Source organism: Rhodococcus maanshanensis NBRC 100610 (assembly GCF_001894865.1).
Classification (GTDB): Bacteria; Actinomycetota; Actinomycetes; order Mycobacteriales; family Mycobacteriaceae; genus Rhodococcus_G; species Rhodococcus_G maanshanensis.
Genome location: NZ_BCXA01000006.1, coordinates 132,491 through 145,451, shown reverse-complemented (window position 1 = coordinate 145,451; position 12,961 = coordinate 132,491). Strand labels below are relative to the sequence as shown.

Annotated in this window: 10 protein-coding genes and 1 tRNA gene; 9 read left to right on the top strand and 2 right to left on the bottom strand. The window is 68.7% G+C overall.

Annotated elements, in window-relative coordinates; genetic code table 11:
* Nucleotides 1-14: 14 nt before the first annotated feature.
* A complete protein-coding gene (locus tag RM1_RS04410; RefSeq protein WP_072750165.1) occupies nucleotides 15-518 on the bottom strand; it encodes a PH domain-containing protein in 504 nt (167 codons plus the stop codon).
* Between the two features lie 280 nt (nucleotides 519-798).
* Here RM1_RS04410 and RM1_RS04405 point away from each other — a divergent pair, with 280 nt between their 5' ends.
* The 6 genes from RM1_RS04405 (at nucleotide 799) to RM1_RS04380 (ending at nucleotide 8,968) form a co-directional block, all read left to right on the top strand.
* Entirely contained in the window at nucleotides 799-2,751 is a 1,953-nt protein-coding gene (locus RM1_RS04405) for an acetolactate synthase large subunit (RefSeq protein ID WP_072750164.1), read from the top strand.
* Nucleotides 2,748-3,251: an acetolactate synthase small subunit gene (gene ilvN / locus RM1_RS04400; RefSeq protein ID WP_072750163.1), complete on the top strand. Its 504-nt coding sequence runs from the start codon at nucleotides 2,748-2,750 to the stop codon at nucleotides 3,249-3,251. Before RM1_RS04405 ends, ilvN begins: the two co-directional genes overlap by 4 nt.
* Nucleotides 3,252-3,315: 64 nt before the next feature.
* Nucleotides 3,316-4,317 carry a ketol-acid reductoisomerase gene (ilvC, locus tag RM1_RS04395; protein ID WP_027499210.1) on the top strand — a complete coding sequence of 334 codons (1,002 nt, stop codon included), beginning with the start codon at nucleotides 3,316-3,318 and terminating at the stop codon, nucleotides 4,315-4,317.
* A 154-nt stretch (nucleotides 4,318-4,471) separates the two neighbouring features.
* Entirely contained in the window at nucleotides 4,472-6,166 is a 1,695-nt protein-coding gene (locus tag RM1_RS04390) for a SulP family inorganic anion transporter (protein ID WP_072750162.1), read from the top strand.
* A 165-nt stretch (nucleotides 6,167-6,331) separates the two neighbouring features.
* Nucleotides 6,332-7,924 carry a phosphoglycerate dehydrogenase gene (gene serA, locus RM1_RS04385; protein WP_027499212.1) on the top strand — a complete coding sequence of 531 codons (1,593 nt, stop codon included), beginning with the start codon at nucleotides 6,332-6,334 and terminating at the stop codon, nucleotides 7,922-7,924.
* Nucleotides 7,925-7,954: 30 nt separating this feature from the next.
* Complete coding sequence (locus RM1_RS04380) at nucleotides 7,955-8,968, top strand: 3-isopropylmalate dehydrogenase (RefSeq protein WP_072750161.1); 1,014 nt, start codon at nucleotides 7,955-7,957, stop codon at nucleotides 8,966-8,968.
* A gap of 72 nt (nucleotides 8,969-9,040) precedes the next feature.
* Here RM1_RS04380 and RM1_RS04375 read toward each other — a convergent pair whose 3' ends face one another.
* Nucleotides 9,041-10,258: an MFS transporter gene (locus RM1_RS04375; protein ID WP_218019674.1), complete on the bottom strand. Its 1,218-nt coding sequence runs from the start codon at nucleotides 10,256-10,258 to the stop codon at nucleotides 9,041-9,043.
* A gap of 130 nt (nucleotides 10,259-10,388) precedes the next feature.
* On the opposite strand from RM1_RS04375, the gene RM1_RS04370 reads away from it, so the two are divergent.
* The 3 genes from RM1_RS04370 to RM1_RS04360 all read left to right on the top strand — a co-directional run bounded on the left by RM1_RS04370 (nucleotide 10,389) and on the right by RM1_RS04360 (nucleotide 12,952).
* Nucleotides 10,389-11,162: a fumarylacetoacetate hydrolase family protein gene (locus tag RM1_RS04370; RefSeq protein WP_072750159.1), complete on the top strand. Its 774-nt coding sequence runs from the start codon at nucleotides 10,389-10,391 to the stop codon at nucleotides 11,160-11,162.
* Nucleotides 11,163-11,265: 103 nt separating this feature from the next.
* Nucleotides 11,266-12,741, top strand: a complete 1,476-nt coding sequence (gene gltX / locus RM1_RS04365; protein ID WP_072750158.1) for a glutamate--tRNA ligase — start codon at nucleotides 11,266-11,268, stop codon at nucleotides 12,739-12,741.
* 139 nt (nucleotides 12,742-12,880) lie between these two features.
* Nucleotides 12,881-12,952 (top strand) — tRNA-Gln (locus tag RM1_RS04360).
* Nucleotides 12,953-12,961 lie beyond the last annotated feature (9 nt).

The following is a 12,961-nucleotide window of genomic DNA, read 5'->3' as shown; positions in this document are numbered from 1 at the left end:
ACGCTACTCGCGGGCTATTTCGTTCCCGGATCCGACTCCGTGCCGGACTCGGTCTCGTCGTTCTCGGCCGCGGCCCTCTCGGCGGCGGCCTTCTCGCGGGCCGCGCGATCCGCCGCCGCATAGGGATCGGTCACCCGGCCGCCACTGGCCGCCGCGATCTGGGGCAGCCTGCCGAAGGTGACCACGGGCAGGCTCACCTCGCGGCCGTCCGTCAGGTCGGCGCGCGCCCATCCCTGCTTGGGGAAGCGGAAGCCCTTGATCTGGCTCCACTCGATGTGCTCGCTGGAGAACATCCGGCGCAGGCGCAGTCCGTCGGCGGTCACCGTCGTCCGTACCCGCAGCATCCACCAGGCGACCACGATGGGGATCACCAGCAGGACGGACAGGAGTGCCGGGTTGGTGAGGATGATCGGGCTCAGGCAGATCGCCAGCAGGCCAACCGCGAGGAGTCCGAGCTTCGAGATGTGTATGGACTGCTCGATGGGTTCGGCAGTGTGCGAGGATGAGTTCGGTGGCACGGGCTGCGATGAGGATGACACCGCACCATCCTTGCATTGCGGTCAGCGCTTCTCACATTCTGGGACAGCAGACTCACCAAGTTGACTGTTCACCCTTGACGCGCCTACCTTCGAGCGCGTGAAGCAGAATGAGTGGCTCGTAATCGGCCGGCGCGTCGTCGCCTGAGTCGATTTCGTCTACTCACAAGCACGACGCGCCACCCTCGTACAGCAAGATTGCTGACGGGGGTTTTTTCTTGCCCGGAGCCAGCTTGAACCGTCAAGACCAGAGGATTATGCAGTGAGCGCACCAACCGCACGGCCGCAGCCCACGCCGCGCAAGTCGGGGGGATCGGGTCAGCCCAGCCCCGCGGCAGCGCCGGCCGCCCAGCCCGGTAACCGCCGTCAGATCGCCCCCGAGCGAGTGACCGGCGCCCAGTCCGTGGTTCGGGCCCTCGAAGAGCTCGAGGTCGACACTGTATTCGGCATTCCCGGCGGCGCCGTTCTGCCCGTCTACGACCCGCTCTTCGACTCGAAGACGGTTCGCCACGTCCTGGTCCGGCACGAGCAGGGCGCCGGACACGCCGCCACCGGATACGCCCAGGCCACCGGCAAGGTCGGTGTCTGCATGGCCACCTCCGGCCCCGGCGCCACCAACCTGGTGACCCCGATCGCCGACGCGCAGATGGACTCGGTCCCGATCGTCGCGATCACCGGCCAGGTCGGTCGTAGCCTGATCGGCACCGACGCGTTCCAGGAGGCCGACATCTCCGGCATCACCATGCCGGTGACCAAGCACAACTTCCTGATCACCGACGGCGCCGACATCCCGCGGATCATGGCGGAGGCCTTCTACCTGGCGTCCTCGGGTCGGCCGGGCGCCGTCCTCGTCGACATCCCGAAGGACGTCCTGCAGGCGCAGACCACGTTCTCGTGGCCGCCGGAGATGCACCTGCCCGGCTACCGCCCGGTGAGCAAGCCGCACGGCAAGCAGGTCCGCGAGGCGGCCCGGCTGATCGCCGAGTCGAAGGCGCCGGTGCTCTACGTCGGTGGCGGCGTCATCAAGGCCGACGCGTCCGCCGAACTGCTCGAGCTCGCGGAGCTGACCGGTATCCCCGTCGTGACGACGCTGATGGCCCGCGGCGCGTTCCCCGACAGCCACCAGCTGCACTGCGGCATGCCTGGCATGCACGGCACCGTCGCGGCGGTCGGCGCGCTGCAGAAGAGCGATCTGCTGATCACCCTCGGCGCGCGTTTCGACGATCGGGTGACCGGCCAGCTCGACTCGTTCGCGCCCGACGCCAAGGTGATCCACGCCGACATCGACCCGGCCGAGATCGGCAAGAACCGGTACGCGGACGTCCCGATCGTCGGTGACTGCGGCGAGGTGATCACCGAGCTGATCGAGGCGATCAAGGCGGATCAGGCCACCGGGACCACGCTGGACTACACCGAGTGGTGGTCGTACCTGGACGGCCTGCGCAAGACCTACCCGCTGGCATACGGCAAGCCGTCGGACGGCGCGCTGTCCCCGGAGTACGTGATCGAGGCGGTCGGCCGGCTCGCGGGCCCGGACGCGATCTACTGCGCGGGCGTCGGCCAGCACCAGATGTGGGCCGCGCAGTTCGTCAAGTACGAGAAGCCGCGCACCTGGCTCAACTCCGGCGGCCTCGGCACCATGGGCTACGCGGTGCCAGCCGCGATGGGCGCCAAGATGGGCGCGCCGGACAAGGAAGTCTGGGCCATCGACGGTGACGGCTGCTTCCAGATGACCAACCAGGAGCTCGCGACCTGCGCGCTCGAGGGTGTGCCGATCAAGGTCGCGCTGATCAACAACGGCAACCTCGGCATGGTCCGGCAGTGGCAGACCCTGTTCTACGACGAGCGGTACTCGAACACCAACCTCGGCACGCACGGCGCCGTCCGCATCCCCGACTTCGTCAAGCTCGGTGAGGCGCTCGGCTGCCACTCGATTCGCGTCGAGCGCGAGGAGGACGTGGAGGCGGCGATCCGCGAGGCGCAGTCGATCAACGACAAGCCGGTCGTGATCGACTTCATCGTCGGCAAGGACGCCCAGGTGTGGCCGATGGTCGCCGCGGGCACCAGCAACGACGAGATCCAGGCGGCGCGGGGCATCCGGCCGCTGTTCGACGATGACGAGGCCCTCAGTGAGCCCGCCGTCATCCACGAGGCCATGGAGCGCGAGCAGCAGTCGGGTCAGGCCGCTGCCGCAGCAAGGGAGGACAACCAGTGAGCACCAGCCACACCCTCAGCGTTCTCGTCGAGGACAAGCCGGGAGTGTTGGCCAGGGTGGCCGCGCTGTTCTCGCGCCGGGGCTTCAACATCGAGTCCCTCGCGGTCGGGGGGACCGAACTCCCCGACGTTTCCCGCATGACCATCGTCGTGACCGTCGACGAGTTCCCGCTCGAGCAGGTGACCAAGCAGCTCAACAAGCTGGTCAACGTGCTCAAGATCGTCGAGCAGGACACCGAGGCCTCGGTGGCCCGTGAGCTCGTGCTGATCAAGGTGCGGGCGGACGCCAGCGTTCGGACGCAGGTCCTCGAGACGGTGAACCTGTTCCGCGCCAAGGTGATCGACGTCTCGCCTGAGTCGGTGACCATCGAGGCGACCGGCACCCGGTCCAAGCTCGACGCGTTGCTGCGGATGCTCGATCCCTATGGCATCCGGGAGATCGTGCAGTCCGGTGTCGTGGCTGTCGGCCGTGGGCCGAAGTCCATCACCGCGGCTCGCTAGTACTTTCTATTCACGAATCAAGTCTTCAGATAACCGAGGAGAGGTAATACCAGTGGCAGTCGAGATGTTCTACGACGATGACGCCGACCTGTCGATCATCCAGGGCCGCAAGGTCGCTGTGATCGGCTACGGCAGCCAGGGACACGCGCATTCGCTCAGCCTGCGTGATTCGGGCGTCGATGTGCGCATCGGCCTCAAGGAGGGTTCGAAGTCGCGGGCCAAGGCCGAGGAGCAGGGCCTGACCGTCGGCACGCCTGCCGAGGTCGCCGAGTGGGCCGACGTGATCATGGTGCTGGCACCCGACACCGCGCAGGCGTCGATCTTCACCAACGACATCGAGCCGAACCTCAAGGACGGCGACGCGCTGTTCTTCGGGCACGGCCTGAACATCCACTTCGACCTGATCAAGGCTCCGGAGTTCGTCACCGTCGGCATGGTCGCCCCGAAGGGCCCCGGCCACCTGGTGCGTCGTCAGTTCGTCGACGGCAAGGGCGTTCCCGCCCTCATCGCCGTCGACCAGGACCCGAAGGGCGAGGGCCAGGCCCTGGCGCTGTCCTACGCCAAGGCGATCGGTGGCACCCGCGCGGGCGTCATCAAGACCACCTTCAAGGAAGAGACCGAGACGGACCTCTTCGGCGAGCAGGCCGTGCTCTGCGGCGGCACCGAGGAGCTCGTGAAGACGGGCTTCGAGGTCATGGTCGAGGCCGGCTACGCGCCCGAGATGGCGTACTTCGAGGTCCTGCACGAGCTCAAGCTGATCGTCGACCTCATGTACGAGGGTGGCATCGCGCGCATGAACTACTCGGTGTCCGACACCGCCGAGTTCGGTGGCTACCTGTCCGGCCCGCGGGTCATCGACGCCGGCACCAAGGAGCGCATGAAGGCGATCCTCGCCGACATCCAGTCGGGCGAGTTCACCCGTCGCCTGGTCGCCAACGTCGAGAACGGCAACACCGAGCTCGAGGGCCTGCGCAAGGCCAACGCCGAGCACCCGATCGAGGTCACCGGCAAGAAGCTGCGCGACCTGATGAGCTGGGTCGATCGCCCGATCACCGAAACCGCTTAGGCGGCTGCGCCACCCGTGAGTCCTTTCGGTCCCGTCAAGGGCCGAAAAGACTCACGGGGCGCGAAGCGCATTTCGGGGCCCGATGTCACCCCGTGACGGTGCACACTGTCACGGAGGGCATCGGGCCCTTTGCGTTGTCCGGGGTAGGTGGTGGATGGCACAACAATCGTCACTGCGGTCATGGCTTCCCGGTCTGGAGGTGGCCCGCCGATACGAGCGGTCGTGGCTGCGCTCCGACCTCACCGCGGGGATCGCGCTCACCGCGCTGCTGATCCCCGCAGGCATGGGATACGCCGAGGCCGCGGGCCTGCCCCCGGAGACCGGTCTCTACGCCACCATCGTCCCCCTGCTCGTCTACGCGCTGGTCGGTCCCTCGAAGATCCTGGTGCTCGGTCCTGACTCCTCGCTCGCCCCGATCATCGGCGCGGCCGTGATCCCGCTGGCCGCTGGGGATTCGGCGCGGGCGGTCGCCCTCGCCGGCCTGCTCGCGATCCTGATGGGCGCGATCCTGGTCGTCGGCGGCCTGCTGAACCTGGGTTTCGTCACCGACCTGCTGTCCAAGCCGATCCGGCTCGGCTATCTCAACGGCATCGCCCTGGTGGTGATCGTCAGCCAGATCCCGAAGCTGCTCGGATTCTCCGTCGACGGGGTCAACCTCATCGACGAGGCGCGCAACACCGTCGCGGCAATCGCGGACGGCGAGATCGACCCGACCGCGAGCGCGATCGGCGTCGGCGCCATCGCGGTCATCCTGGCCTTCAAGCTGCTGCACAGCCGCATCCCCGGCGTGCTGGTCGCCGTGGTCGGAGCGGTAGTCCTGGCGTACGTCCTGGGTCTCAAGGACCAGATCCCGATGGTCGGAGCGCTGCCGCACGGCCTGCCCGCGCCCGCGCTCGGCGGTCTGACCTGGTCCGATGTCGGCGAACTGATCGTCCCGGCGGCAGGTATCGCGCTGATCGCGTTCGCCGACACCGGGGTGCTCTCGCGCACCTTCGCGGCGCGGCGCGGCGAGAGCGTCAACGGCAGCGTCGAGATGCGTGCGATCGGTACCGCGAACGTGGCGAGCGGGCTGCTCGGCGGGTTCCCGATGTCCGCGAGCTCCTCGCGCACCCCGGTCGCGGAACAGAACGGCGCCAAGACCCAGCTGGTCGGGGTGATCGGCGCGCTGGCCATCGTGCTGTTCATCCTCGTCGCACCCGGCGTCACCGGCTACCTGCCGTCGTCGGCGCTGGCGGCCGTGGTGATCGTGGCGGCGACCTCGCTGGTGGACATCCGCAGCATGGTGGCGATGTGGCGGATGAGCAGGGTGGAGGCGTCCCTGGCGATCGCGGCGCTCCTCGGCGTCGCGCTGGTCGGGGTGCTGGAGGGCATCCTGGTGGCGATCGCCCTGTCCTTCGTGGCGGTCGTCGTGCACGCGTGGCAGCCGTACCGTGCGGAACTGGTGGTGGTGCCCGGCCTCGACGGCTACCACGACCTCGCCCGGCACCCCGAGGGTCACCGGATCCCCGGTCTGGTCATCGCGCGGTTCGACGCGCAGCTCTTCTTCGCGAACGGCGCGATCTTCGACGACTACGTGCGGGGGCTCGTCGCCGATGCGCCCGATCGGGTCCGCTGGGTGGTGATCGCCTCGGAACCGCTGACCGGCCTGGATACGACGGCGGTGGACGAGCTGGTCGAGCTCGACCAGTACCTGGAGAGCCGCGGGGTGCGACTGGCCTTCGCCGAGATGAAGGGACCGGTCAAGGATCGGCTGATCCGGTTCGGGGTCGGCGACCGCTTCGGCCACGACCGGTTCTATCCGACGCTCGACGCCGCGGTGGAGGCGTTCGATGCCGGCCGCGCCGACTGAGTGATCCGTCCCACGAGGTGTCCACTATCTGGTATCGGCGCACCCAGGGTGCCGAAACCCGGGCGCCCGCACACTAAGCTGTCTTCGGTCACGGCCTCACGTGGGCGCCCGAGGCGGCGCCGGGCCGCGGACGATCCGCCCGACACCTAACACAGGAGTTCACTCGTGAGCCAGCCAGGCCGTCCCGTTGTTCTGATCGCAGACAAGCTCGCGCCGTCCACGGTCGAGGCGCTCGGCGATGGCGTGGAAGTGCGCTGGGTCGACGGTCCCGACCGTCCCGCCCTGCTGGCCGCCGTCCCCGAGGCCGACGCGATCCTGGTCCGCTCCGCGACCACCGTGGACGCGGACGTCCTCGCCGCGGGCACCAAGCTGAAGATCGTCGGCCGCGCCGGCGTCGGCCTCGACAATGTCGACATCCCGGCCGCCACCGAGCGCGGCGTGATGGTCGTCAACGCGCCGACCTCGAACATCCACACCGCCGCCGAGCACGCCGTCGCGCTGCTGCTGGCCACCGCCCGCCAGATCCCGGCCGCCGACCGCACGCTGCGCGAGAAGACCTGGAAGCGTTCGAGCTTCAACGGCACCGAGATCCTCGGCAAGACCGTCGGCGTCGTCGGCCTCGGCCGGATCGGGCAGCTGTTCGCGCAGCGCCTCGCGGCGTTCGAGACCCACGTCATCGCGTACGACCCCTACCTGCCCGCGGCCCGCGCCGCGCAGCTCGGCATCGAGCTCGTCGACATCGACGAACTGGTCAAGCGCTCGGACTTCATCTCCGTGCACCTGCCGAAGACCAAGGAGACCGCGGGCCTGATCAACGCCGAGCGTCTCGCCACGGCCAAGGACGGGCTGATCATCGTCAACGCCGCCCGCGGTGGCCTGATCGACGAGGACGCGCTGTACGACGCGCTCGTGTCCGGCAAGGTGCGCGCCGCTGGCCTCGACGTGTTCAACACCGAGCCGTGCACCGATTCGAAGCTGTTCGACCTCGACAACGTCGTCGTCACCCCGCACCTCGGCGCGTCCACCTCGGAGGCCCAGGACCGCGCGGGCACCGACGTCGCCAAGAGCGTGCTGCTGGCGCTGGCGGGCGAGTTCGTGCCCGAGGCCGTCAACGTCTCCGGCGGCCCGGTCGGCGAGGAGGTCGCGCCGTGGCTCGACCTGGTCCGCAAGCTCGGCCTGCTCGCGGGCACCCTCTCCCCGGAGGCGGTGCAGAACGTGCAGGTCATCGTCAGCGGTGAGCTGTCGGCGGAGAACGTCGAGATCCTCGGCCTCGCCGCGCTGCGCGGACTCTTCTCGGCCAGCAGCGACGAGCCGGTCACCTTCGTCAACGCGCCCGCGCTCGCCGAGCAGCGTGGCGTGAGCGTCGAGGTCGACAAGCACAGCGAGGCGCTCACGCACCGCAGCGCGGTCGAGGTGCGGGCCGTCGCGGCCGACGGCACCGTCACCGCCGTCGCGGGCGCGCTGACCGGCCTGCAGCAGATCGAGAAGATCGTCAACGTCAACGGCCGCAGCTTCGACCTGCGCGCCGAGGGCCACAACATCGTCGTGCACTACCAGGATCGTCCGGGCGTGCTCGGCACCCTCGGCACGGTGCTGGGCAACGCGGGCATCGACATCCAGGCCGCGGCGCTGAGCCAGGACGTGGAGGGCGAGGGCGCCACCGTCATCCTGCGCGTCGACCGCGTGGTCGGCGATGCCGAGGTCGCGGAGGTCGTCTCCCAGCTCGACGCCCGCGTGGCCCAGGTCGACCTGTCCTGATTTCGTCTCTGCGAGGAAGTGAGTAAGTACATGAAGCTTGCAGTCATTCCCGGCGACGGCATCGGGGTCGAGGTCACGGCGGAGGCACTCAAGGTGCTGCGCAAGTTGGTCCCGGACCTGCAGACGACCGAGTACGACCTCGGCGCCACGCGCTACAACGCAACCGGCGAACTGCTGCCGGACGAGGAGCTCGCGCAGATCCGCGAGCACGATGCGATCCTGCTCGGCGCGATCGGCGACCCGCGTCTCGTCGGCCCTGGCATCCTCGAGCGGGGCCTGCTGCTGAACATGCGGTTCCAGCTCGATCACCACGTGAACCTGCGTCCGTCGCGGCTGTACCCGGGGGCGACGTCGCCGCTGGCCGCCAACCCGGACATCGATTTCGTGGTGGTGCGCGAGGGCACCGAGGGCCCGTACACCGGCAACGGCGGCGCCATCCGCGTCGGCACGCCGCACGAGATCGCCACCGAGGTGTCGATCAACACCTGGTTCGGTGCCGAGCGTGTCGTCCGCTATGCCTTCGCGTTGGCGCAGACGCGGCGTAAGCACCTGACGCTGATCCACAAGACCAACGTGCTCTCCAACGCGGGCGCGATCTGGTCTCGTGCGATGGAGACCGTCGGCGCCGAGTACCCGGACGTCGAAACCGCGTACTGCCACATCGACGCGGCCACCATCTACATGGTCAGCGACCCGTCCCGCTTCGACGTGATCGTCACCGACAACCTGTTCGGCGACATCATCACCGACCTGGCCGGCGCGGTCACCGGTGGCATCGGCCTCTCGGCGAGCGGCAACATCGACGCCTCCGGCACCAACCCCTCGATGTTCGAGCCGGTGCACGGCAGCGCCCCTGACATCGCGGGCAAGGGCATCGCCGATCCCACTGCCGCGATCCTGTCGGTTGCGCTGATGCTGCGTCACCTCGGGCGCGACGAGGACGCGGCCCGCATCGAGCAGGCCGTCGAGGCAGATCTCGCGGCCCGTGGCGACGGTCCGATCAAGACCTCCGAGGTCGGCGACCGCATCGCCGCGAGCCTCTAGGCTCGGCGAGACTCCGAAGTAGCACTCCGCCCGCGAACCGAGAGGTTCGCGGGCGGAGTGCGTTCGGGGGGGTCACGCCGACGGCGGGGGCGGATCGGCAGGGACCAGCGGGGCGGCGGCCAGTGGCAGCGCGGCGGCGAGTGCGAAGGCGGCCGGGAAGCCGAGGGTCCCGATCACCGCACCGAACACCGGCGGCACGAACGCGGCAACCAGGTACTGGCCGGTGTTCTGGGCGCCGAGGGTCCGGCCGCTCCAGTACGGGCCCGCGATCTCCGCGACCGCGGTGAAGGCGAGCCCGTTGTCGGCGACCGTGATCACCGAGGCCACCACCATCAGGGCTACCGAGATCGGCGAGTCGAGCCAGTCCGTGACCGCGAGCGCCGCCATGGACAGCGCCGCGGCGACCGCGACGGTCCGCAGCGGGCCCATCCGGCTGCCGACCCGGTCCGACCAGATCCCGGCACCGATCCGTCCCACCGCACCCAGCAGCTGGGTCGCGGTGATGAGGATGCCCGCCGACGCCGCCGACCAGTGCCGGTCGGTGATCAACCAGACCGGGACGAAGGTCCACACCAGGTATTGCGGGACCACCAGCACCGCCGAGACCGAGTGGATCCGCCACAGCACGCTCTGGTTCCGGTACGGGTTGTCCAGCAGTCCCTGTGAGGACGCGGCGGTGCGGCTGGGTCGCGGTGGGTCGATCACGAACACCAGGCAGGCCAGCGCGGCGACCGCGCAGATGACCGCGGGCACGGTCAGTGCCGGGCGGATGCCGTGGTCGGCGGCCAGGTTCGGGACGGTCAGCGCTGCGACCGCGACCCCGAGGGGCAGCGCCATCTGCCGCACACCCATCGCGAATCCGCGCCGGTCCGGCGGGAACCAGCCCACAACCACCCGCCCGCTGGCGGCGTTGGCGCTCGAGGCGGCCACACCGCCGAGGAACAGGAAAACGCCGAGCGCCGGGAAGGACGTGCTCAACGCGGCAGCGGCGGCGCTCGCGATGGCGGCGCCACCGAGTCCGATCGCCAGCACCCGACGTTCGCCGATCCGGTCGACCACCAGACCCCAGGCGAACAGGCTGACCAGGAAGCCGACCGTCGGTGCGGCCGCGATCAGCCCGGCGCGGGCCAGGCTCATGCCCTGCGCGTCGTGCAGGGTCGGGATCAGGAAGGCGGGCGCGTTGGCGACGACGCCTCCCGCAGTCTGCGCGAGGACGCCGAGCCCGAGCATGGTCCAGCGCCTCGATGCGGTGCTCCGCTCGTCCTGCCTGTTCTGTACCTGAACACTCATGCTGCCGTCCCAATATGTGGAATGGATGTCTTATATTTTGGAATTCTGGATCGAGTGTATCGCGACCACGAGAGGTCGCGCGCCGCGGGCGGTCGAGGGTGCGCGCGGGCGCGGTCGATAGACTGCCGCCATGCGCCTAGGTCGAATCGCCAGCCCCGATGGGGTCGCCTTTGTTTCCATCGAGGGGGAGGGTGACGCACAGACCGCGAAGGAGATCGCCGAGCATCCGTTCGGCAACCCCACCTTCACCGGCCGGAGCTGGCCGCTCGCCGACGTCCGGCTGCTGGCACCGATCCTGGCCAGCAAGGTGATCTGCATCGGTAAGAACTACGCGGCGCACGCGGCCGAGATGGGTTCCGGGGCCCCCGAGGATCCGGTGATCTTCCTCAAGCCGAACACCTCGATCATCGGCCCCGGCGTGCCGATCATGTTGCCGCCCAGCTCGAATGAGGTGCACTACGAGGGCGAGCTCGCGATCGTCATCGGGCGTCCCTGTAAGGACGTGCCCGCCTCGAAGGCACTCGACGTGGTGCTCGGATACACCGCCGCGAACGACGTGTCCGCGCGCGACCACCAGCGCCAGGACGGTCAGTGGACCAGGGCCAAGGGCCATGACACGTTCTGCCCGCTCGGGCCGTGGATCGAGACCACGCTCGACGCCTCCGATCTCGAGATCAGGACCGAGGTCGACGGTGCCGTCAAGCAGCGCAGCCGGACTTCGCTTCTGCTGCATGACATTCCGAAGATCATCGAGTGGGTCTCCGCGGTGATGACGCTGCTCCCCGGCGATGTCATCCTCACCGGCACCCCCGAGGGCGTCGGCCCGATCGTCGCGGGCGACACCGTCAGCGTCACCATCGAGGGAATCGGCACCCTCGCCAACCCGGTGGCCGCCAAGGGCTGAGTTCCTGCGGCGTTGCGACGGCCGGTGGTCACTGCCCAGCCGGGGGCGGGCGGGGAAGACTAGCCTGTAGGGGACCGTTTTCCCCCTCCGACCCAAGTGAGCCATGACCTCCAGCGAAGTGCGCGTTCGTTTCTGTCCCTCGCCGACCGGCACGCCCCATGTCGGGCTGATCCGTACGGCCCTGTTCAACTGGGCCTATGCCCGGCACCACGGCGGCAAGTTCGTCTTCCGCATCGAGGACACCGACGCCGCGAGGGACTCGGAGGAGTCCTACCAGGCGATCCTCGACGCGCTGAATTGGCTCGGCCTGACCTGGGACGAGGGTCCCGAGGTGGGCGGCCCTTACGAGCCGTACCGGCAGTCGCAGCGGCGCGACCTGCACCTCGAGGTCGTCGCGAAGTTGCTGGCGGCGGGGGAGGCGTACGAGTCCTTCTCCACTCCCGAGGAGGTCGAGGAGCGGCACAAGGCAGCCGGCCGTGACCCCAAGCTCGGGTACGACAATTTCGATCGGGATCTGAGCGCCGAGCAGCGTCAGGCGTACCTCGACGAGGGGCGTAAGCCCGTCGTGCGGTTGCGGATGCCCGACCACGACCTCACCTGGAACGACCTGGTTCGCGGCGAGACCACCTTCAAGGCGGGCACGGTGCCCGACTTCGCGCTCACCCGGGGTAACGGCATCCCGCTGTACACGCTGGTGAATCCGGTCGACGACGCGCTGATGAAGATCACCCACGTGCTGCGCGGCGAGGACCTGCTCTCGTCGACGCCGCGCCAGCTGGCGCTCTACGAGGCACTGCAGCGGATCGGTGTCGCGGAGCTCACCCCGGAGTTCGGTCACCTCCCGTTCGTGATGGGACAGGGCAACAAGAAGCTGTCCAAGCGCGATCCGGAGTCGAACCTGTTCATCCACCGAGACCGCGGCTTCATTCCGGAGGGCCTGCTCAACTACCTGGCCCTGCTCGGCTGGGGCATCGCGGACGATCACGATGTGTTTTCGCTCACGGAGATGGTGGAGGCCTTCGACATCTCGAAGGTCAACTCCAATCCGGCGCGTTTCGACCAGAAGAAGGCCGACGCGATCAACGCCGAGCACATCCGGCTGCTCGAGCCCGCGGACTTCACGGCGCGGCTGCGCGCCTTCCTGACCGGGCACGGTCATCCCGTCGACGCGCTCGACGAGGCCTCGTTCGCCGAGGCCGCCGAGCTCGTGCAGACGCGCATCGTCGTGCTGTCCGATGCGTGGGACCTGCTCAAGTTCCTCTTCGTTGGCGAGTCCGAGTTCGCGATCGATCCAGCCGCGGCCGCGAAGAACCTGGGCGCCGACTCGGCTCCCGTGCTCGACGCGACGATCGCCGCCCTCGAGGCCACGACGAACTGGGTGACCGCTGACCTTGAGGAGTCTCTCAAGGCCGCACTCATCGATGGCCTGGAACTCAAGCCGCGCAAGGCCTTTGCGCCGGTGCGGGTCGCGGTGACCGGTTCGCACATCAGCCCGCCGTTGTACGAGTCGATGGAGCTGCTCGGCCGGGAGAAGACGATGGCGCGGCTGCACGCGGCACGTGCACAGGTGGGTCAGTAGGAGCTCCCCTCGGCTGGCCAGGGGGTCATTTCAGCCCCCTGACCAGCCGATTTGGAGAATGGCCCTAGGGCTTTGCTATTGTTCTCCTCGTCCGAAACGGAGAGCACAGCCGCAAGGTTGAGCGAGCCGCCGAGGTCATTGGGGTATGGTGTAATTGGCAACACAGCGGTTTCTGGTACCGCCATTCTAGGTTCGAGTCCTGGTACCCCAGCGGAGAGTT